This is a genomic window from Litorilituus sediminis (assembly GCF_004295665.1).
In the GTDB taxonomy this organism is placed as follows: Bacteria; Pseudomonadota; Gammaproteobacteria; order Enterobacterales; family Alteromonadaceae; genus Colwellia; species Colwellia sediminis.
In genome coordinates this window covers 3,474,227-3,494,320 of the sequence record NZ_CP034759.1, presented here as the reverse complement: position 1 = coordinate 3,494,320, position 20,094 = coordinate 3,474,227, and the positions used below count along the sequence as shown (strand labels likewise).

The following is a 20,094-nucleotide window of genomic DNA, read 5'->3' as shown; positions in this document are numbered from 1 at the left end:
TCAGCTTTTATCATCATGTTTAGATTTCAACTAGCTATAGGTAACTTTGACACTTAAGGTGAGGATCTTTTGTCCTTGATACTTTAACCAATAGTAAATGGCGGCAAATGCAGCTATAACAAGCATAATTGCTACGCTTGAGCTAACAGGTGAGCTGAAAAAAGTGCCCACTTGATAGCATAAAGTCGCTGTTAAATAAGCCAGAGTAAAACTCCATAGGGCTGCAAAACTTGCCCAACGGCTACCTACCTCACTTTTTATCGCCCCCATTGCCGCAACACAAGGGGTATACAGCAAAATAAATAATAAGTAGCTAAATGCGCCTAGCTTACCAGCAAAGGCTGCCTGCATAATATGGTAAGTACTAACCTCTACCTCTTGCTCTTGTGCAGCTACAGATAAATCACTAACTTCACCAACCGACATGCTTAAAGGATCTTCCGGTGCTATACCTAATAAATTCTCTTTAATTGTGCCAATGGCTTCATGCCAACTGTCAACTAGCGAAGGGGCAGACTCTTCTTCACCATCCTGCGGAGAATATAAATTATTAAAGGTGGCCACTAATACTTCTTTAGCAAAAATCCCGGTAATAATACCAACGCCAGCCTGCCAGTTCTCTTCTTTTACGCCTAACGGTGCTAAAACTGGCATTACCACTTTAGCTCCTTGGCTTAAAATCGATTGCTCACTGTCCTGATGACCAAACTGGCCATCGCTGCCAATAGAGTTTAAAAAGTTAAGCAAGCAAACCACGATAACAATTGTTTTACCAGCTCCAGTTACAAAGCCTTTAGTACGTTGCCAAACTCGTTTACTGATATCCATTAGGGCTGGTACTTCATATTTTGGCAGCTCCATTATATTTAATGAACTGCTACCTGCTAACACAGTTTTCTTTAATAAAAACCCGGTAAAAATAGCGGCGGCAATACCAATTAAATACAGTAAAAAGACTAAGTTTTGACCATTATCAGGGAAAAATGCCGCAGCAAATAATGCGTAAACAGGCAGTCTTGCCCCACATGACATAAAGGGTGACATCATCACGGTAGTGATACGCTCTCGCTCACTATCTAGTACTCGCGTAGACATGACTGCCGGTACAGTACAGCCAAAGCCAACAATTAGGGGAACAAAAGCTTTACCTGGTAAACCTATCTTTTGCATTACACTGTCAACAACAAAGGCAGCTCTAGCCAAATAGCCTGATGACTCTAATAACGACAAACCAATAAACAGGCAGGCAACAATAGGGATAAAGGTTGCTACTGTTTGTAAGCCGCTACCTAAACCTTCCACTATGGTGGTTATCCACGCAGGTAAATTTAACGGACTTAAAATATCTAAAGGATAAGCAACAAATAATGTACCACTGAGAATATCAAAGAAATCAATAAAGGCGCCGCCAACATTAATAGCAAACATAAACAGCAAATACATCATCAGTAAAAACACTGGAACACCAGTCAGCGGATGCAAAACAAAATTATCTAATTTATCAGAAAAGCTTGCAGACTCTGATTGCGAAGCCTTTGCTCTTGCCAGCATATCAGCGACATAATCATGACGAGCCTGAATACTTGATAGCTTCTCTTTGCTTTTAGGCGCTATGCTGGCATCTGTGTACAAAGGCTGGTTGTTAAGTGGTTTTCTGCCCGTTGCTTCTGATGTGATCTCACTTAACTGCTGCTGAACTTTACTTAAGCCCTGCTCCTTTTTTGCCGATATAGCAATAACCGGACAATTTAATTCCTGCGCCAACATATCAATATCTATCGATAAGTTATCTAAGTTATCAACTTTATTTAATACCACCAGCATAGGTACGCCTAACTCTAATAGCTGGCTGGTTAAATACAGTTGTCTTCTTAACTGGTTGGCATCAACCACGTTAATCAAACAATCAATATCGTTAGTTTGTAAAAACTCTTGTGATATGGTCAGGTCTTGGCCTTGTTCTGTATGCTGATTTAATGAGTTTAAGCCTGGTAAATCGGTCAATAAGGCGCTTTCACCAGCAATTGAACAAGCGTTTTTTTTGGCTGCAACGGTTACACCTGACCAGTTACCCACTTTTTGCTGACTAATATTAGCCTTAGTATCGGCGCCATCGCGTTGCAGGGCGTTAAATAATGTGCTTTTACCTGAATTGGCAAAGCCGACAAGAGCATAATGCTTGCAGCGAGTCATGAAATAAACCTATAGATAAAGAAACGGCTAAGCATCCACTTTAATTTGCGCAGCAATATCGCGCTGCAAACTAATTTTAGTGTTGTGTAAACGAAATGCTAAAGGGCCATTAAAAGGTGCTTTATGGGCAAGAGATACTTCAGTACGTAAAGCAAAGCCCTGCTCAAGCAGCTGAGCAGCAATGGCTTCATCGTCAGGTAAGGCGGCAATTTTTACGCGCGTATTTTTTGGCAAATCTGCTAAGGTCATAACTGAGCCCAATACAAACAGTGAATGAGAATTACTTTTGTTTGTATCATATCACTTTGTTGTCTTGAACAACAGCGCCTGCATTACACTTCCTTGATGGTGATCAAGCAAGTGTTCAACAACTCACAATAATTATCTTTGATAGAATATATAAGCGATACCGAAGCCAAAAGAGAAGTTGCTATTTTGTTTAACCAAGGGGCTATCAAGATACTCAGCGCCCGAATAATTATAATAGCGAGTAAAGCCGCCAAACCACCATTGGTTTAGTTTATAGGTTAAGCCAAATGAGATATCTGAGCCTGCATAACCACCATCGCTATCAAAGCTCGCTCTTTGCGCCGTAGCATATTGCTCTGGCACGCCGTAATAATAGTTTAAGTACCTATCATCAGAAAAGTTAACGTTAGCACGCACGGTAAACTCTATTTCGCCATTACCTGAAGGTAAAAAGCCTGATGGTAAAAGGCCGGCGAGTTCATTTTGTCTAAAAGCTTTTTGATAAGTCACGCTAGGGCCATATCGCCAACCGACATTGGTTAATGATTTAAAGTCGGTCGCGGTTGCTTTGCGCGTGAAAAACTCAGCATAAAAAAAGCTATCTTGCTGAGGATCACCCTGAAAATAGTATTTTATCGACGGGCCCAGCTCAAACACCCAATCTAAATCTGACATCCCAGCTCGTGCATCATTATCTTCGCTGTTAACCTTCACGCCTCCTGATGCAGAGACATCAAGATAAAAGTGATTATCTTGCCAAAGCTTACCTGTGAATTGATTTCTATCCACTTTAAAGTGTTCATCGCGATAGAAAACATAGGGTAAAGGTACGAGGTAAGCATCACTTTCATCTGAGCCTAAATATTGCGGAATTTGCATGGCAAATGCGCCGCCGCCAATTTCCAATTGACTACGCTTGCTAGTCGTTTTATTTGAACTTTGATTAGGCTCAGCAGCAAAACTACTTAAAGAGACAAGTACCGCGAAGATAAAGCCAAGAACTTTTAACATGACTCTGCTGTCCAACGCTTAAATATCAACGAAGTATTAATACCACCAAAAGCAAAATTATTATTCATCACATAATCGGTATGAATAGTACGCCCTTGCCCTGTAATGTAATCTAAATCACCACAGGCACTATCAACATCGGTTAAATTTAGCGTTGGAGCAAACCAATTATCTTGCATCATATGAATGCTTGCCCATGACTCAATACTGCCACAAGCACCTAAAGTATGCCCTAAATAGCTTTTCAATGAACTAATAGCAACCTTACCAAACACCTTTTCTGTTGCGGTTGACTCAGCAATATCACCTTTATCTGTCGCTGTACCATGGGCATTAACATAACCTATGTCTTTCGCAGATAAATCAGCATCAGCTAACGCCTGCTCCATCGCAACTTGCATAGTTTCAGCCGTAGGTTGGGTTACATGCATACCGTCAGAGTTACAACCAAAACCAACCAACTCAGCTAAAATGGTTGCGCCGCGTGCTTTAGCATGCTCTAACTCTTCTAAAATCAGCGTGCATGCCCCCTCACCAATAACTAAGCCATCGCGATTTTTATCAAATGGTCGTGGCGTTTGTTTAGGCGCGTCGTTTTTAATACTGGTTGCATATAAGGTGTCAAATACCGCAGCTTCTGTAACGCAAAGCTCTTCGGCACCGCCAGCCACCATAAGTTTTTGCTTACCATATTTAATCGATTCATAAGCATAACCTATACCTTGAGAGCCAGAAGTACAGGCCGAACTTGTGGTAATAACTCGACCTTTTAAGCCAAAATAAACCCCGACATTGACGGGTGCGGTATGCGACATCATTTGAATATAGCTAGTTGCCGTAACACCGTTCATGTTACCGTTTTCAAGCATTTGCCCAAATGATATTAGCGGCTCAGTTGAGCCAATTGACGAGCCATAAGCAATACCTGTGCGGCCATCAGTTAATGCTGGGTCATCAAGCAAATTGGCTTGCTCTAAGGCTAACTCAGTCGCTCGCGTTGCCATTAGCGATACTCGCCCCATAGAACGAACTTTCTTGCGCTTAAAGTGCTTAGGTTTTTCGAAATGGGTGACAGGCGCAGCAACTTTAGTGTTTAAACCATCCATTTTATGCCAATCGGGCATAAGTTGAACGGCATTTTCACCTTGCTCCAACGCTGAGCGAAAGGTAGGCCAATCGTCACCTAAAGCCGTTATAGCTGACATGCCTGTAACAACAACTCTATTCATTTTTGTTCCCGTAATTCACTACTATTGCCAACACTTCGCGGCATATTTACAACCAAGTTTTCGCGGCACAATTACAACCAAGTTAAATCAATGGCGCGATATTACCACTTAATTAATTAAGTTAAAAATGCCTTATACTAATTGCATTAATTAATTTTTGACTGGATTGACATGAAAGATAAAACATCAAGGCAAAATCCAACGGCCAAAGCCAGTAAAAGTGATCTTATTGAAATGCAAACAGAGTATGCTTTATTAAAAGCTATGCTTAAATCGAAAACGCTCGTAGCTATGCTACTGATAGGCCTGTCTTTATTTGCTGGCTTGATTTACTTTCTGATTAGTATGGCAAGCTAATGACAATGACAAGCTCTATTAAATATCACCTCGAGAGGAATAATTGTGAAACTCATTTATAGCAACGAAAGTATTCTCTTAGTCACTAATATGAAAAATCTCATCAAAAGCGCTGGTATAGAGGTGAACATACCAATTGAATTAACTATTTGATCATTCAGCGAGAGTTAAAAGGCTTATAGGCAAGGCATTGATTGCAGAGAATGGTTATTCCCTTGTCAAAATCAATAACACAGCATATATGCCTTTTAAACTCGCCCTTGGGAGCTTGTCAGGAAGATGATAATTTTACAAATTTCTTGGCTGGAGAATGACTACAGCGGCATAAATTTGCTTTATTCTCACCTCCCTGACATAGCTCTGAACTGGTCAAATAATTATTTCACTTGGTATCACTAAAAATGAATATGCTCATGGAGCTATTGGAGAAATAGCTGCGTTTGATACTTGGCCAGAACTTTGGCTAGTAAATGAGTCTGATTTGGCAGCGGCCAATGCTATTATTGAGTCGAGTAAACAACAAAGTAACAGCCAATGGCAATGCCAAAATTGCCAAGAGTTCAATGCTGATTCATTTGAATTATGCTGGCAATGTCAGCAAGAAAAACCATAATAACTTAAAAGCCAGCGTACTTTAAAAACCAAGGTACTTAAAAAACAAAGTTCTTTCTTACTAACATAACATAGGCAGTTAATTGCTTAACTGCGTCAATAAGTGAAGACTAAGCCATGCCACCGTTAACTGAAATCACTTGTCTGGTGATATAGCCTGCACCTTCTGACATTAAAAAGCTTACCGTATGCGCGACTTCTTCCGCTGAGCCAGCACGCTTTAACGGGATCATCTTTTTGATCTCATCCACAGGTAAATCATCTGTCATCCCGGTATCAATAAGCCCAGGTGCTACACAGTTCACGGTTATTTTTCGCTTAGCTAACTCAAGAGATAATGCTTTAGTTGCGCCAATAATACCCGCTTTAGATGCGCTGTAATTGACCTGACCACGATTACCAATTACGCCAGACACAGATGCCATAGTAACAATTCTTCCGCCTTGTCTCATTTGTACCATAGGCATCACTAACGGGCGTAAAACATTATAAAAGCCGTCTAAATTGGTGTGAATAACTTTATCCCACTCTTCATCCATCATTGCCGGAAACGCGGTATCTGCGGTAATACCAGCATTACAAACAACACCATAAAAAGCACCGTTATCAGCAACATCTTGCTCTAAAATCGCTTTAGCTGCCTCTCTATCACTGACATCAAATTGCAATAAATTTGCTTGTACGCCTAATGCCATTATTTCAGCTACCGTTTCTTTAGCTGCTTCAACACCTGAACGACAATGTACTGTGATATCAAAACCATCGTTTGCCAGTTTAACGGCAATGGCCTTGCCTATACCTTTACTTGAGCCGGTAACTAAAATACGTTTTGACATACTGATTGCTCCATTTACTCAGCATTTTTTGCTGTAGTGTTGTTGTTATTTTGTATTTATTGAATAAGTTATTGCTGCGCTAAAAAAGCTTCAGCATCGTTTGGTTGGAAAATATTGATTTTCGCTTGTGCTACGACCTCGTTGTCTTGCTCAACCTTACAATCAAACGCAGATAAGCCACTATCTTCAAGGTAAAGTTGCTCAACCGAGACAATAAGTTTGGCATCAAGCTTAAATTCACTGACATGTACCTTAAACTTTCTACTACTTACCAAAAAGCCAATCGAAACCTCGCCACCTTTATCTTTCTCATTGGCATTAGCAAATGCGGCAATACTTTGCGCCATATATTCAATCGCCACATGACTTGGCACGCTTTGCTTTGCTTGGTTATAAAAATTGCTCTTCGGGGTAATAGTTAACTGACAAACCGCTTTTTCATCGTCATAGCTAAGTAGTTCATCAATTAAAATCATCGGGTGATCGTGCGGAACCACCTGCTCTATTGGGTAAGTATTTTGTTTCATATCTCAATATTTATAATGTAAAAGACATCTAACTTAAGCCAAGCAATACACTGACATTATTGCCACCAAAAGCAAATGAGTTAGATAAACAGCTGCGAATAGGTGATGGCTTTCTCTGGCCAAGTGTTGTTAAATTTAATACTGGCATACTGTCATCTACAACTTGATCCCAAATATGTGGCGCATAATGATAATTATCTTGATTATCATCGCCTCCTAATAACAACCAACATAAACCGACTTCAGTAGCCCCAGCGGCACCTAAAGTATGACCATGCATGCCTTTGGTTGAGCTACAAGGTGTTTGCCTACCAAATACTTTATCAATGGCTAAGGCTTCCATTGCATCATTTTTAGGGGTTGCTGTGCCATGTAAATTAACATAGTCAACATCCGTAGCAGCAAACTTCGCTTGCGCTAACGCTGACTGCATTGCTGCAACTGCACCCTCGCCTTCTGGGTGTGGTGCTGACATATGATGGGCATCACTTGATTCACCCACAGCAAGCAACTTAACTCTACTAGGTTGTTTGCTGACAATAGCAATGGCGGCAGCTTCGCCAATATTAATGCCATCTCGATTAGCACTTGAAGGCTGGCAAATCCCTTGCGAGGTTGAACTTAGGGCATGAAAACCATTAATAGTCATGGCGCATATAGAATCAACACCACCAACAATCGCTGCATCAGCCATATCTGAATCAATCAACTCTTGTGCTGTTTTAAAGGCTTTTGCACTAGAAGAGCACGCCGTAGAAATAGTAAAGCACACACCACAAGTACCTAGCTCTTGGGCAATAAACTCAGCGGTATTATAAATTTCCTGCTGACTATAATGATAATGCCCTGGAAATTCCCCCTGCTGTTGAAGCTCTGCCATCGCAGATTCACCATCACTAATGCCTGAAGTACTAGTACCCATAACGATAGCAATACGGCTTTTCCCGTATTGATTTATGAGCGCTAAAGCCTGTGTTTTAATTTGTGATAACGCAGCTAATGCCAGTTGATTATTACGAGAACGCAAGTGTTTTGCTTTATCTGCTAATGAAGGCAATTCTGACTTCACACCAGCAACGGTAATATCACCTTCAAGTAATAAATCACTACGACGCGATAACCCTGCTTGGCTACCGGCAAGCAGGTTAGCCTTAATGGTTTTATTATCATTACCTAGTGCATTGACTAGGCCAAAGTCACTAATATAAAGTGCTTGTTTCATAAAATGCTCTTCTGTGTTTGAACTAGCTGCTTGGGTCTAGTATTCACTGCTCATAGCGATACGCTACTGGTATTACTGCGCTGTTAACTCAGTATCCGTTAGTCTTTTAATCTGTAAACGATAACCTATCGTTTTTTGCTCAAAGCTAACAACTTGCTCTTGATAGCGGATAATTATAATAACTTGTTCGTCTTGATAAAAGCGTCGTATTCTCATTCCATCAACAAAGGACTCATTAAAAGAAAACCCCGGTAATAGCGCTGTATTTACTGTAGTTGTAGGCCAATTAATAAGTTGCAAATCATGAATAACTTGCTGACCATCAAAATGAGTCGCGGCCGCCATGTCTGTATAAACCTTTTGGCTATCACTTTGCCAGTTAACTTGCGCCAAAGGAACACCGGCAAAGGTCATTGCCGCTAAATTAATACCTTGAGCTGTTAATTCGGTTTGAATTAACATGGCTTCATTACTGAGCTGAGCAAGTGCATGCGCTAAGTGGCTAGCGGTAAAAGCAAAATCAAATTGCTCAAGCCATAGTTTATTTTCTAATGCTTGTGGCACTGGCTGAAAGCGAATCACTCGTTGGCCATAATCCTTATTTTCATCCACTTTTTTAACGCTACAAGAAAACAATAAGGCCGTTAGCACTATGATGCTCAAAGTCTGCACTAAATTCACTAAGCTCGTTACCCTGGGCTGCTTCACTCAGTATGCTCCTTTGCTGGTCGCGCTTTACTCGCCGTTAAGGTGACTATCGGCGCAAAAACAAAGGTGATCAACACACCAACAAAAACAGTCAAGCCAAAACTATTAATCGCTGGCATCGAACTTAGCATTAAAATAGCAAAAACAAAGATAGAACTTAATGCTGACATTAATGTTGTTAAAGTGATTTTTTTACATAACCCATGCTCGGCATAAAACACCGAGTAATCCAGCCCCAAGGCTAGAATAAGTACGCCCGCAACAAGGTTAAATATATTTAAATGCCCCTGTAGCAAGAAGCTAATACTAAAGGCACATAGCAAAGCAAATACTGGCGTTAAAATAGCAATTAACGCGCGATTTAAACCATAGCGCCAAATAAACACAGCTAAAGCAGCAATAATAGCAGCGACAATAACCAGCAATAACTGCTGGGAAAACTGATTTAGTTGTTTGGAAATTTGACCTGTTTTATCAATAAAATAAACCTTATTGTCAGATTCTATTTCCGGCACTAGGCGTGACAATTTTTCACTGAGCAAACTTAACGCGCGAATATCTTTAATGCCTGATAACTTCACTATCGCATAATAGTTATCTTGTTTTTGAAACCACTGTGCTTGATAAACTTTTCCTAAAGGACTAGCGAGCCATGATTGCGGCAATAAAGGCGCTTGCTCTTTATTAAACTGCCAGTTAGCTTGAGCAAGCAACTGCCTAATTTGTTGAAAAGCGCCTTGCTCTAGCGCTGAATTGATCAAGGTTTGATTTTCTTGCTGACGCTTTAAGGAGGGCACAAACTGACTTACCGCTGAGTAAGCACCTAACTCGCCTTGTTCAATTAATGGTACTAAGGCATCCGTTAGTTGTTCTTCTAATTGCAATAACGACTGCTCAGAGTCAGAGCGAAGTAAAAAGTATTGTAAATCCCACTTTTGCTTGAGCGCCGCTTTAACCTCGGCCTCATTTTTTGCTAAATCACTATCAACTCGATAATAATCACGCACATCATCATCAATCACTAACTCAGCAGTATAAGCTAATATTAAGGCAAATAAAATAATACAAACGTGCTTAAAACGTAGAATGAATGCCACTAGCGTTTGCTGCATACCGTGAATAGCAAAAGCAATTTTAGGCAGTGGTTTACTTTTTTCACTGGCACCATCTAGCAGCGGGGCAACTAAAGGATAAAGTAGCAATACTGTTAACAAGGCTCCTAGCAAACCAAATAAAGTAAAAATGGCAATTTGTTTAAATAAAATAAAAGGCGCTAATAATAACAAGGCATAACCAGCACCTGTGGTGATATAGCCCATAGTTAAAGATGAAGTAATATTGGCTATAGGGTTACCCTGCTCAAGTTTAGCGTTCTGCTGACGATAGCGCATTTCGGTTAAAGCATGAAAACTGTAATCTGCGGCAATACCAATTAAGGTGATAGAAAAAACCAAGGCAATGACACTGACTTGCTGATAACAAATTGATAATGCTAAATAGCCATACAAAAAGCTAATAACAATCAGGGAGCTTGTCATTACCATAGCGATAAAACTACGATAAACCAGCGCCAGTAATAACAAGGTAGCTACAATTGAAATAGAGCCATATAACTGCATTTCACTTTGCCCGACTTGGCTCGCCTTACTGGTATAAAACATCGCTCCCGTATATAAAAAAGCCTCGCTATCTTGAGCAATAAGCTGATGAAACTGTGCGACTAATTGCTGAGCGGCATCAATGTTAATGCTAGCTTGACTGCTAACAAAGGAAACTAAAACAAAATACTCACCTTGATATTTAGCAACTAAATGCTCCTGCTCAAGTTGCAGCGCACCGCCAGTGGTTGCAGGTTGAGAAAGAAAATCCGCTAAAGATAAACTTGGATCTTGCGCAGCCGTTAAGGCAACTGCTTGGTTTGAAGGCTGGCTTAATAAAGCAAACTGATAAGCAAAAATGTCATCCTTATCACCTTGTAACAAACGCTGTTTAAACGCTCTGGTTATCACCTGATGCTGATACGGCTGATATTGTTCAACGATCTGTTCAAGCGTAGGAATTTCAGAAAACCTTACCTGTACACTATCTATTAACGGCAATGCCCGTAGTGACTGGGCAAATTCATCAGCCTTAGCAATCGCTTTATTGACCTCATTAGCACTAACCAACACGATTTGCTTATGGCTTGCTTGTTGGCTCACCCGCTCAGTTATTTGCTCAATCGGGCTTAATTTATTAGCTCGCTGTTTGGTTTCAAAGATCGATAATAAGTCAGCATTAAGGCTTAATTTCTCAGCCGATGGAGAAAATTGAATATAGAGTAAGGCTGCAACAACCAATAAAAATTGGCCCAGCCAAAGGTATGCTTTTTGCGATGAAGAAAAGTTAACAGCCTTAATCATAACTAGCCTAAGGAATTAATGCCGCTTGCTCCTTAGAGCTTAAGCTTGTCGCGGTAACTGACATATGTATATCTGTTTTATTGCCTTTTGCTTCTGTCAGATATATCCAGCGCTGGTACATATTTTCCTGATCTAATGATAAGCATAAAGATACCTGCTGAAATAGCTGCTTAAGCACATCAACTTTTGGCTTAATGGCTAAACACTGTTGGTTATTTTGCACGCTAATATTTGGTTCAATCTGCCAATTAGACTCATTGATATCGCCAGTAAATATTGTTGTAAGTACCGAGGTAATATCACTACTTTGCGCTATTTTTTGATAGGTATCAGCTAAATTTAATCGTCTAAAAATTGCCTGTGGTGTCAATAACAATTGCGAGAAAACTGGCTGCTCTCCCTGCCATAACGCTGATTCTTGATGAACGATAAAACTACCAGTAGAAACAATTGGCTGAGTTAGAAAGCTGAAATGCTTCGCTTGTTTAAACGTACCTTTACCTTGGCTTAGAGCAAGCTGTTTAATAAACGCTTGGTAAGTTAATGTACTTTGTGAGGTGTTGTGCTGAGCAATTTGCCCAGCACTTGCTTGCGCCGGTTTAAAAGGCAATAAAGCCAGATACAGCAAGACATGCGAAAGTGCTAGATATACAATTTTTTTCATAACAGCTTCCTTATCAAGCTATGGGTATTCATTAACCAAGCTGTTTAGTCACTTTATCAACAAATACACTAGGACTTTCAAATTGCATTTCTTCATTAGCAATATTAACAGCCACTTGTACGGTATGCGCTTTATTAAGTATCACGCTAGATTCAAGATCATACACTTCATATTCAATTTTCATGCGCGATTCATACTCAAGCAAATGAGCAAAAACACGTACCGTATTGCCAAACTTCGCAGAAGCAACATACTTTAAGCGCATATCAACAATAGGCCAAATATAGCCAGACTCTTCCATAGCTAAATAGTTATAACCTAACTTATCCAGCAATTCACAGCGTGCATCTTCAATATATTTAACATAATGACCATGCCAAACAACGCGCATAGAATCGACATCGTAAAACGGCACTTTGATATCAACAAACGCTGATATCAAAGCTTTTTTTGCCATTTTACTTGGCTTAATGTCAAACGACTCAGCAGGTTTAGTCATATAAAGACCAACGTTGTGTTTGAATATAAGCAACCGTTTGTCTTAATAGCTTGTCTGTTGGTCTATCTTCTTCAAGCAAATCAAAAAACTCGCTAATATCATCTATCATATTGGCAATAGCTGGTGTTAACGAGTCTTTATTTAACTCGCCATTTAGCATACGAATACGAATACCCTGCACTGACGCTAATAAGGTTGCTGCCAGTACTTGCTCAGTTAGCTCAAGTACGCGTAAACAATCACGAGCCGCAATCGTACCCATGCTGACTTTATCTTGGTTATGACACTCAGTTGAACGAGAGAAAACGCTCGCAGGCATAGTGAGTTTTAATGCTTCAGCTGTCCAGGCTGAACAACCAATTTGAATTGCTTTAAAACCATGATTAATAAAACGACGCTCAGCAGTTGCCGCACTTAAATTAGACGGTAAGCCGTGATTCATTTTAACATCAACTAAGGTGGCAATTTGTCTATCGGCAAGGTCGGCCAAGTTCGCCACACAGTTTTTCATCGAGTCCATTGCCATAGCAATATGACCACCATAGAAGTGACCGCCATGTAATACATGCTCGCCAATACCGTCGATTATTGGATTATCATTGGCGCTGTTTAATTCATTTTCAATCATGCTGCGCAGCCAAGGTAAGCTGTCTTCTAGTACACCAATAACATGTGGCGCACAACGAATAGAGTATCTATCTTGCAAGCGATGAGAATTGCGCGGATGTTCATGATGGTTTAAATCATTTTGCACCCGTTTAGCGACATTAATTTGTCCTGGGTGTGGTTTAACACTAAATAAAATATCATCAAAGTGATGGCTATTACCTTTAAGCGCTAAACTCGATAATGCCGTAATTCGGGTCATTAACTTTGATGCATATTGCGCGCGATCGTAAGCTTGACAAGCTAATGCCGTCATAACTGCCGTGCCATTCATAATCGCTAAACCTTCTTTAGGTCTAAGCTTAATAGGCTTTAAGCCTTCTTTTTCAAATGCTTCACCCGCATTAACGATTTCGCCTTGGTAATAAGTATCACGCTCACCAAGTAAGGTACCGGCAACATAAGAAAGTGGCGTTAAATCACCACTTGCACCAACAGAACCTTCTTCTGGAATAACCGGAACAATATCACGATTGACTAGTTCGACTAGTAGATTAAGTAAGTCCCAACTAACGCCAGAGAAACCTTGCGATAAAGATGCTAGGCGCGCAGCTAAAATCATCTTACCTTGCTCTATGGTAAAAAACTTACCTAAGCCACAGCCGTGAAAACGAGTTAAGTGCATTGGCAACTCTTCCACCAATGACATAGGCACTTCAACCGTACAGGAGTCTCCATAACCTGTGGTTACTCCATAGATATGGCCTTCTTCTTCTAAAAGCTTATCTAAAAAGGCAACACCTTTATCCACTTTTTCACAAAATTCAGCATCATCACTTAAGCTAACTTTAGCTTTGTTTTTAACGACACTTACAATATCTTCTATGGTTAATCGACCTTGACCAAAGACGATATTAGCTTGCTCTGTTGTACTCACTTACTTCTCCATATGATCTTGTGCTGATCAAAATGCTATCAGGCATTTCTACGGCCTGTAACTTTAATCCAGTTACTCTTCATTACCCTGAGGTTCAGGCTTTTTAACCGTATGCCAAAAATTAAAAAAGTTATACCATTGATAAGGGGCTAACTTTACATGTTTTTCTAAGCACTTAGCAAAGCGCTCAGTTAAATCTTTAAAATATGCTTGTCTTTCTTTACGTTTCACCTTGATAGGATCTGCTAACTTATCAATATAAGTACGGTATTTACCGTTTTCGTTTATACAAAACATGGTAAACACCTTACATTCCATAATACTTGCTAAGGCAAATGGCCCAACAGCAAAAGGCGCTTGCTCACCTAAAAACGGGGCAAAGTTAACACTATTTGGGTTATTAACCGAAGTTCTATCGGCAAATATTACCACCGATTCACCGTCTTCAATTTTTTGTTTTAACTTAATGGTGTCATCAGGACCAAAGTTATTGATATGAACAAAGTTCACCGCAGACTCAGCATTAACTTTTTTTAAGAAGTTATTAAACGACGGCGTGTGTTCATTATAGGTAATGACATTAAGTGGTCTTTTATTATCACCGCTACTAAAAATAGCGCGGCACACTTCCATATTACCTAAATGGGCACTGAAAATTACGCTGCCCTGTGCTTCTAACAATTCCTGATATGCCGCTTGGTTAACAATATCTATATCATCAATATTGACCTTGCCAAGCCAAGCATCAAATTTATCGACAATAGATAAACCAAATGAGAAAAACACCTTAAAGCCTTGGTTAAACTTAGCTAAGCCATTAAGTTTCGCTAAGCCCTGACTAGCATTGTAATTGGCTAAATAATACCAAGTGGCATGACGCGCTTCTCGGCCAGTAAGGTAAAAATAAAACATCACAGGTGTTAAACACACCTTAAAAAAGCCTTTACCGAACACCTTATAAACAAAGACTAAGGTTTCAATGCCAAGCATAGAGCCGCGCTCTTTAACTTTTGACCAATGCTGCTGTGAACTCATGTTACTTTCAACCTAAGTAGCTAGCGGCGAAAATTTACGCCATATTAATTTTGGTAAACGCCACAACATGCCGAAGAATAATCGAGTATGCATCAAAGAAATCAAGACGTTATCATCAAACACATGAAAATGAGAAACACCATTTTCTGGGTAATGCACTTTAGTGGCAATAAAGTGGATTGGCACATTTTGCCAATGCATTTTCACCATCACCTCAATATCAAAGTCCATTTTATTTCCCAAGCGAGTTTGCTTAATCAACTCACCATAAGCGCCTAACGGATAAACCCGAAAGCCACACATAGAGTCTTTAATCTCTGTCGATAATGTTTCAACATAAACCCAAAAGTGCGTTATAAAGCGGCCATAGTAGCGCCCTTTAGAAATACTCTCATCATAGATAGGTTGACCGCTAATCAGTGCCTTGGGCTGCAATAAAGAGGCAGATAACATGCGAGTAACATCATTTAAATCATGCTGACCATCTGCATCCACTTGCAGAGCATGGCTCCAGCCAGCATCAATAGCCGCTGCTAATCCTGTTTGTACCGCCGCGCCTTTGCCGCCATTTTGTTCACGCCTAATCAAGGTTACTAAGGCGTACTGCTGATCTATGTCTGCTAAGACTTGTTGCGTTACTTCATTACTGCCATCATCAACTAAAATAATCGGTAAACCAAAGGCAACCAGCTCAGCAATCGTTTGCGCTATCACTAAGTGATGATTGTAATTTGGAATAACAAAACCATAGTTAAAATGTGCAGCATTAAGTTGATTAGTTATCTCTACTAAGGTTTCACAAGAGAGTGCCATTAAGCCAATACCACCTTACCTGATGCATGCTGACCATGCGCTGAATGATAACTAAACGCAAATTTATTGTACTTTATTTGACTTAACTCTAGTGTTACTTGGTAATTTGGCCTAACAATATGTTGAAACTTCAAGGCATCAACACTTTGCAAAGTGCTGGTATCAACAGAAAAATATTCAGCTAAGTACTGCATAACCCAATCTAATTGAGCAACACCAGGCAAAATAGCAGCCTGTGGGAAATGCCCCTGAAAATAATATAAATTCTCGGGTATAGTTAGCAATAACTCAATACGCTGTTCGCTCTGAGTAAGCACACTAAGTTGAGGCTTATAAACGAAATCAGTCAAACAATGTCTCCAAATGCTTTTTATTTAGTTTTCCTTGGCTGTTAAAAGGCAGTTGCGTCAAATAGCGAAACTTCCTTGGGATAACAATCGCCTCGAAGTACTGTTTTAAATGCGCTTTAAGTAATCGATCAAACTTAAACTTTACACTTGTTGCAAGCGCTTCTTGGCCTGCCTCAGTTAATTCTACTACCGCCGCTAAAGTTCGTCGTTTATCTGCATCACCAACAACAAGAACATAGGCTTGTTCAACAAAGCTATGTTCAACTAAGCGCAGGCCAATTTCATCAAGTGAACAGCGCTTTTCTTCAATTTTGACAATTCTATCAGCACGGCCTAGCAGTTTAAATCTTTGTTTATCAAGTAGCTCAACTCTATCATCGGTTCGATACCAATGAGCGCTATCAACATAAGGAGATAAAATAGATAAACGCTGCTCGCTATCGTCGTTATGACATTGAATGGCAGAAAATACCTGCCATATATCATCATCAATGCTTTGACGTTGTCGCCAAGCAATACCACCGGTTTCAGTGCTGCCATACACTTCAATTGGCGTTATACCTAAACTTTGCTGCAAATCAATCGCCGCTTGAGCATTTAATGGCCCACCAGAGGAAAACAATACTGACAATTGAGATTTAATATCAGCTAAAACGTTATCAGCCAATAAGCGATGATAATACGCTGGGCTTGATATTAAACAAATGCTTGCATTTGGCGTTTGCTTGACCTGATGTACTAAGTGCTCTGGGTAAGCAAATGTTTTTAAATATAAATCTCGCCCTGCCCACAAAGGCCACAACAATTTAAACAGTAAACCATAGATATGTTGATGCGATACCGTCGCCATAACAATACAGTTATCAGCAAAATGCGCGGTAAATGTTTGCTCTAATTGTTCAACTTCAGTTACAAGTTGTCCGAATGATTTTTCAATCGCTTTAGCTTGTCCACTCGAACCTGAAGTAAAAAAGCTTATCTTACTGTGTAGATCAAATGACAGCTCATCATGACTGGTCATGTCAATACCAGCTAATTGCTCAATATCAAAGCGAGGGTAGTCTAAGTCAGTATCAGCTTCGCCATCAAGATCGCCAATAAAAATATCAGCATGTGCCATACATTGCTTAACTTGCAAAGGCTGACCGTTTGGCGGCAATATCAACTGTTTTTTCGCGGCAATTAAAGCAAAGAATAACAAAGAAAACTGATAACTATCTTCAACGAATAATAACCAACGCTGCTGATTTTGTTTGGAAAAAAAGTCGCGATAAGCAACAAGTTGTCGCTGCCACTGGGCAAAATCAACACCTTGTTCGATAAACTGACTTGATTGCTGGGGAAATTTCATAATATTAATTAGTTTCTATGCCTTACTAGCATTACGCCGCTTTATTCTTTTTCTTATCAAAAACTCTACTGCCATCAATAAAGCCATTAAAATATATGAAATCAAACCGTTGTACATTAACCATAAGGTTTGATCTTCATGGAAAATGGTCCAGGTGGCGATCAGCGCGTTTATTATAAAGTATACACACCAAACTTGGGTAACTTTACGCGTATATTTTACGCCATTGTCATCGAGTTGCTCTTGCCTGCTGGCAATGATCTGCACTACGCTCGGCGGCTTTACTAATGAATAAGCAAAAATGCTAAGAAAGCTTAAGCTGACAACAACCGGATAAAACTTTAATGCCAGCTCAGAGTTCGCAATAGCGCTATAAGCTAACAAGGCAAGTACGGTAAATAGCAATACATTTAAATGAGGTATTTTGCCTTGATATTTAGCTTGACTAAAATGTCTAAAAATAAATAACAAGGCAAAGAGGGCGGCTAATACACTGGGTTTTACATAGTGTAAGCCAAAATAGACAAGTACAGGGTAAGCTAGAAAGAGTAAAGCTATAATCGCATTTTTCATAAAGCTGTATTAACTGCGCTAATTAGCAATTAATTAGCTTGATTATTAACTCGTTGTTAATCAAGTAGCTTTTTAATCGCTACGATGACATCGTCTACTGTACGTACCTGTTTAAAGTCATTCGGCTCGATTTTTTTACCGGTTTTTTCTCTTAGTTTAACCACTAAATCAACCGCATCTATGCTGTCTAAATCAAGATCTTCATATAGGTTTGCATCTAAAGTAATATCTTCTTCGTCAACTTCAAAAGCATCGACTAAGATATCCTTTAACATGGCAAATAATTCGTCGTTATTCATCATTCACCCACTTAAGCGCGATTTTCAGCAATAAACTCACATAGAGTTTTCACTGAATAAAAGTGCTGTTTGCTGTCTTCTGAATTATTGTCAATCTTAACGTTATACGCTTTCTTAATGGCAACACCTAACTCTAGCGCATCGATTGAATCCAAACCTAAACCATCAACAAATAATGCATCTTCATAATCAATATCGGCTGGTTCAATATCTTCTAGATCTAAGGTATCAATGATCAATTGTTTTACTTCATCGCTAAGCGCATTCATTTTAAAAAATTCCTTAATTTACTTCTGGTCAGCTATTCTAGCTAGACGCCATAAATGACGTTTAGATTCAACCAACGTTTGCAGGTTATCGCTGTAATAAAAGGCTAAGAAGTCAAGCACTTGCATGCGTGCGCTTTCATTAGCTTCAGCACTATTTTCCTGCGGTATTTTTTCTTCAATAGCTAGTTCAAACACTGTCTGTTGTGACTGGTGATGACTTTCCTGCTCACTTTCAATTAATAGCGCACAGGCAATATCTAACTCATCTTGCTGTATATATTGCTGATATATCTCTGGTACTTTTGTTTCAGTAAACACCAATAAAATTTGTTTATAATCATTGCTGTTTAATTTACAAAGTGCATCTAAAAGCGCAGTGAAAAAAGTATCTTCACCCGCAGACACTGCCGACATTGGCGCCTTATTACCAGTATAAATACTAAATAAGCCACCAACGGCATTATGTACAGATAAACCAAACTGGGTCGGCGAAAGCACTTCTTTGCTTGCGACATCACTGATAAGTTTACTCGTTTTTGCTAAATCGCCATGGCGAGAGGCAAAAACACTCGGCACTGTCGTTAAACAATCATCAGCAGCCTCAAGCGCACAATGTAGCGACAACTTGGCAAACGGGCTTAAACGTCTACGTTGCATCGCTGGCATTTGCTTTAATGCCGGTAATTCTTGTGTTTGCGATAAAGATTGCTCGTGTTGAGCAAAGGCTTGCCAGTCTTGCGCTGTGGTAAGACCACCACCCCAAGCAACACACTTTTTAATGGTAAATCTCAACTAAATTACCCTTAATCGCTTTTGACACAAAAAATAAGATGGCAGATTTTACCTAAGCTAGAGCAGCGATTCAAGTGAAATAGCGCTTTTACTTTAGATTAAAATCTCGCATTTTAATTGCATAAGTGTGCAACTTAGTAAACTTTCTAAGCAAGTTACCTCACCTATCATATAATAGGGTTTACTGTTTAAGGTCGTTTTGATTTGGCACAAATATAAATCCAAGCTTGCTTACCTGAGATAAATTTTGCTTTAACACGAACATAATCATCAACCTCATAGGCATCTGACTGGGCTAGCTCTTCTGCGGTAATGTGAAAAATAGTCCCTTCTACTTTATCCGTTTGCTTGCCTGTGTACTTAACAATTGGATGAAAAGCCTTACCACTACTTGCCAACACTTGCGGGTCTGTTATTTCTACCTCAGACAACTCAAAGCCTATCAAGGTATCTAATTGCCCTGTTAATTTTCTGCCAAAGGTATCTTTTTGCACCTGCTCAAGCTGCAAAGTGCCATAAGAAAATAACTGCTCCATACTGTTTCCTATTATTTAAAAGTA

Annotated in this window: 23 protein-coding genes; 2 read left to right on the top strand and 21 right to left on the bottom strand. The window is 39.7% G+C overall.

Going from position 1 to position 20,094, the window contains the following annotated elements; genetic code table 11:
• Window positions 1-30 precede the first annotated feature (30 nt).
• The 4 genes from feoB to EMK97_RS15510 form a co-directional block, all read right to left on the bottom strand.
• On the bottom strand, window positions 31-2,193 hold the full coding sequence (feoB, locus tag EMK97_RS15525; RefSeq protein ID WP_130603701.1) for a ferrous iron transport protein B: 2,163 nt from the start codon (window positions 2,191-2,193) through the stop codon (window positions 31-33).
• A 27-nt stretch (window positions 2,194-2,220) separates the two neighbouring features.
• Entirely contained in the window at window positions 2,221-2,442 is a 222-nt protein-coding gene (locus tag EMK97_RS15520) for a FeoA family protein (RefSeq protein WP_130603700.1), read from the bottom strand.
• A gap of 132 nt (window positions 2,443-2,574) precedes the next feature.
• The gene (locus EMK97_RS15515; protein WP_130603699.1) at window positions 2,575-3,453 is read right to left on the bottom strand and encodes a MipA/OmpV family protein; all 879 of its coding nucleotides are present in this window, start codon (window positions 3,451-3,453) and stop codon (window positions 2,575-2,577) included.
• On the bottom strand, window positions 3,447-4,682 hold the full coding sequence (locus EMK97_RS15510) for a beta-ketoacyl-ACP synthase (RefSeq protein ID WP_130603698.1): 1,236 nt from the start codon (window positions 4,680-4,682) through the stop codon (window positions 3,447-3,449). Before EMK97_RS15510 ends, EMK97_RS15515 begins: the two co-directional genes overlap by 7 nt.
• 171 nt (window positions 4,683-4,853) lie before the next feature.
• Between EMK97_RS15510 and EMK97_RS15505 the strand changes: the two genes are divergently transcribed.
• Both EMK97_RS15505 and EMK97_RS19375 read left to right on the top strand, forming a co-directional pair.
• Entirely contained in the window at window positions 4,854-5,039 is a 186-nt protein-coding gene (locus EMK97_RS15505; RefSeq protein ID WP_130603697.1) for a hypothetical protein, read from the top strand.
• Between the two features lie 481 nt (window positions 5,040-5,520).
• Window positions 5,521-5,652 (top strand): hypothetical protein, encoded by a 132-nt coding sequence (locus tag EMK97_RS19375; RefSeq protein ID WP_281274929.1) that lies wholly within the window; start codon window positions 5,521-5,523, stop codon window positions 5,650-5,652.
• 109 nt (window positions 5,653-5,761) lie between these two features.
• Here EMK97_RS19375 and fabG read toward each other — a convergent pair whose 3' ends face one another.
• From fabG to EMK97_RS15415, 17 genes are all read right to left on the bottom strand, one after another.
• A complete protein-coding gene (fabG, locus tag EMK97_RS15495; protein WP_130603695.1) occupies window positions 5,762-6,487 on the bottom strand; it encodes a 3-oxoacyl-ACP reductase FabG in 726 nt (241 codons plus the stop codon).
• A gap of 68 nt (window positions 6,488-6,555) precedes the next feature.
• Window positions 6,556-7,014: a hotdog family protein gene (locus tag EMK97_RS15490; RefSeq protein WP_130603694.1), complete on the bottom strand. Its 459-nt coding sequence runs from the start codon at window positions 7,012-7,014 to the stop codon at window positions 6,556-6,558.
• Between the two features lie 28 nt (window positions 7,015-7,042).
• Window positions 7,043-8,236, bottom strand: a complete 1,194-nt coding sequence (locus EMK97_RS15485; RefSeq protein WP_130603693.1) for a beta-ketoacyl-[acyl-carrier-protein] synthase family protein — start codon at window positions 8,234-8,236, stop codon at window positions 7,043-7,045.
• Between the two features lie 72 nt (window positions 8,237-8,308).
• Window positions 8,309-8,944 carry a DUF3261 domain-containing protein gene (locus EMK97_RS15480; protein ID WP_130603692.1) on the bottom strand — a complete coding sequence of 212 codons (636 nt, stop codon included), beginning with the start codon at window positions 8,942-8,944 and terminating at the stop codon, window positions 8,309-8,311.
• Window positions 8,941-11,346 (bottom strand): MMPL family transporter, encoded by a 2,406-nt coding sequence (locus EMK97_RS15475; protein ID WP_130603691.1) that lies wholly within the window; start codon window positions 11,344-11,346, stop codon window positions 8,941-8,943. Before EMK97_RS15475 ends, EMK97_RS15480 begins: the two co-directional genes overlap by 4 nt.
• A 7-nt stretch (window positions 11,347-11,353) precedes the next feature.
• Complete coding sequence (locus tag EMK97_RS15470; protein WP_130603690.1) at window positions 11,354-12,010, bottom strand: LolA-like protein; 657 nt, start codon at window positions 12,008-12,010, stop codon at window positions 11,354-11,356.
• Window positions 12,011-12,041: 31 nt separating this feature from the next.
• Window positions 12,042-12,509, bottom strand: a complete 468-nt coding sequence (locus EMK97_RS15465) for an acyl-CoA thioesterase (RefSeq protein ID WP_246028809.1) — start codon at window positions 12,507-12,509, stop codon at window positions 12,042-12,044.
• The gene (locus EMK97_RS15460) at window positions 12,502-14,052 is read right to left on the bottom strand and encodes an HAL/PAL/TAL family ammonia-lyase (protein ID WP_130603689.1); all 1,551 of its coding nucleotides are present in this window, start codon (window positions 14,050-14,052) and stop codon (window positions 12,502-12,504) included. Before EMK97_RS15460 ends, EMK97_RS15465 begins: the two co-directional genes overlap by 8 nt.
• 72 nt (window positions 14,053-14,124) lie before the next feature.
• Complete coding sequence (locus tag EMK97_RS15455) at window positions 14,125-15,087, bottom strand: lysophospholipid acyltransferase family protein (protein ID WP_130603688.1); 963 nt, start codon at window positions 15,085-15,087, stop codon at window positions 14,125-14,127.
• A 12-nt stretch (window positions 15,088-15,099) separates the two neighbouring features.
• Window positions 15,100-15,900 carry a glycosyltransferase family 2 protein gene (locus EMK97_RS15450; protein ID WP_130603687.1) on the bottom strand — a complete coding sequence of 267 codons (801 nt, stop codon included), beginning with the start codon at window positions 15,898-15,900 and terminating at the stop codon, window positions 15,100-15,102.
• Complete coding sequence (locus EMK97_RS15445) at window positions 15,900-16,250, bottom strand: ApeI family dehydratase (RefSeq protein WP_130603686.1); 351 nt, start codon at window positions 16,248-16,250, stop codon at window positions 15,900-15,902. The genes EMK97_RS15450 and EMK97_RS15445 overlap by 1 nt, the downstream gene beginning before the upstream one ends.
• Entirely contained in the window at window positions 16,243-17,601 is a 1,359-nt protein-coding gene (locus EMK97_RS15440) for an AMP-binding protein (RefSeq protein ID WP_130603685.1), read from the bottom strand. Before EMK97_RS15440 ends, EMK97_RS15445 begins: the two co-directional genes overlap by 8 nt.
• Before the next feature lie 15 nt (window positions 17,602-17,616).
• On the bottom strand, window positions 17,617-18,174 hold the full coding sequence (locus EMK97_RS15435; RefSeq protein ID WP_130603684.1) for a COG4648 family protein: 558 nt from the start codon (window positions 18,172-18,174) through the stop codon (window positions 17,617-17,619).
• A gap of 56 nt (window positions 18,175-18,230) precedes the next feature.
• Window positions 18,231-18,476, bottom strand: coding sequence for an acyl carrier protein (locus tag EMK97_RS15430; RefSeq protein WP_130603683.1), 246 nt, complete (start codon window positions 18,474-18,476; stop codon window positions 18,231-18,233).
• Window positions 18,477-18,484: 8 nt separating this feature from the next.
• The gene (locus tag EMK97_RS15425) at window positions 18,485-18,742 is read right to left on the bottom strand and encodes a phosphopantetheine-binding protein (RefSeq protein ID WP_130603682.1); all 258 of its coding nucleotides are present in this window, start codon (window positions 18,740-18,742) and stop codon (window positions 18,485-18,487) included.
• 18 nt (window positions 18,743-18,760) lie between these two features.
• Entirely contained in the window at window positions 18,761-19,534 is a 774-nt protein-coding gene (locus tag EMK97_RS15420; RefSeq protein ID WP_130603681.1) for a beta-ketoacyl synthase chain length factor, read from the bottom strand.
• A 188-nt stretch (window positions 19,535-19,722) separates the two neighbouring features.
• Complete coding sequence (locus EMK97_RS15415; RefSeq protein WP_130603680.1) at window positions 19,723-20,070, bottom strand: gamma-glutamylcyclotransferase family protein; 348 nt, start codon at window positions 20,068-20,070, stop codon at window positions 19,723-19,725.
• Window positions 20,071-20,094: the final 24 nt, after the last annotated feature.

Coding starts and splice junctions, on each gene's coding strand:
- feoB (WP_130603701.1), bottom strand. CDS start 2,193: ATGACTCGCTGCAAGCATTATGCTCTTGTCGGCTTTGCCAATTCAGGT.
- EMK97_RS15520 (WP_130603700.1), bottom strand. CDS start 2,442: ATGACCTTAGCAGATTTGCCAAAAAATACGCGCGTAAAAATTGCCGCC.
- EMK97_RS15515 (WP_130603699.1), bottom strand. CDS start 3,453: ATGTTAAAAGTTCTTGGCTTTATCTTCGCGGTACTTGTCTCTTTAAGT.
- EMK97_RS15510 (WP_130603698.1), bottom strand. CDS start 4,682: ATGAATAGAGTTGTTGTTACAGGCATGTCAGCTATAACGGCTTTAGGT.
- EMK97_RS15505 (WP_130603697.1), top strand. CDS start 4,854: ATGAAAGATAAAACATCAAGGCAAAATCCAACGGCCAAAGCCAGTAAA.
- fabG (WP_130603695.1), bottom strand. CDS start 6,487: ATGTCAAAACGTATTTTAGTTACCGGCTCAAGTAAAGGTATAGGCAAG.
- EMK97_RS15490 (WP_130603694.1), bottom strand. CDS start 7,014: ATGAAACAAAATACTTACCCAATAGAGCAGGTGGTTCCGCACGATCAC.
- EMK97_RS15485 (WP_130603693.1), bottom strand. CDS start 8,236: ATGAAACAAGCACTTTATATTAGTGACTTTGGCCTAGTCAATGCACTA.
- EMK97_RS15475 (WP_130603691.1), bottom strand. CDS start 11,346: ATGATTAAGGCTGTTAACTTTTCTTCATCGCAAAAAGCATACCTTTGG.
- EMK97_RS15470 (WP_130603690.1), bottom strand. CDS start 12,010: ATGAAAAAAATTGTATATCTAGCACTTTCGCATGTCTTGCTGTATCTG.
- EMK97_RS15465 (WP_246028809.1), bottom strand. CDS start 12,509: ATGACTAAACCTGCTGAGTCGTTTGACATTAAGCCAAGTAAAATGGCA.
- EMK97_RS15455 (WP_130603688.1), bottom strand. CDS start 15,087: ATGAGTTCACAGCAGCATTGGTCAAAAGTTAAAGAGCGCGGCTCTATG.
- EMK97_RS15450 (WP_130603687.1), bottom strand. CDS start 15,900: ATGGCACTCTCTTGTGAAACCTTAGTAGAGATAACTAATCAACTTAAT.
- EMK97_RS15440 (WP_130603685.1), bottom strand. CDS start 17,601: ATGAAATTTCCCCAGCAATCAAGTCAGTTTATCGAACAAGGTGTTGAT.
- EMK97_RS15435 (WP_130603684.1), bottom strand. CDS start 18,174: ATGAAAAATGCGATTATAGCTTTACTCTTTCTAGCTTACCCTGTACTT.
- EMK97_RS15430 (WP_130603683.1), bottom strand. CDS start 18,476: ATGATGAATAACGACGAATTATTTGCCATGTTAAAGGATATCTTAGTC.
- EMK97_RS15425 (WP_130603682.1), bottom strand. CDS start 18,742: ATGAATGCGCTTAGCGATGAAGTAAAACAATTGATCATTGATACCTTA.
- EMK97_RS15415 (WP_130603680.1), bottom strand. CDS start 20,070: ATGGAGCAGTTATTTTCTTATGGCACTTTGCAGCTTGAGCAGGTGCAA.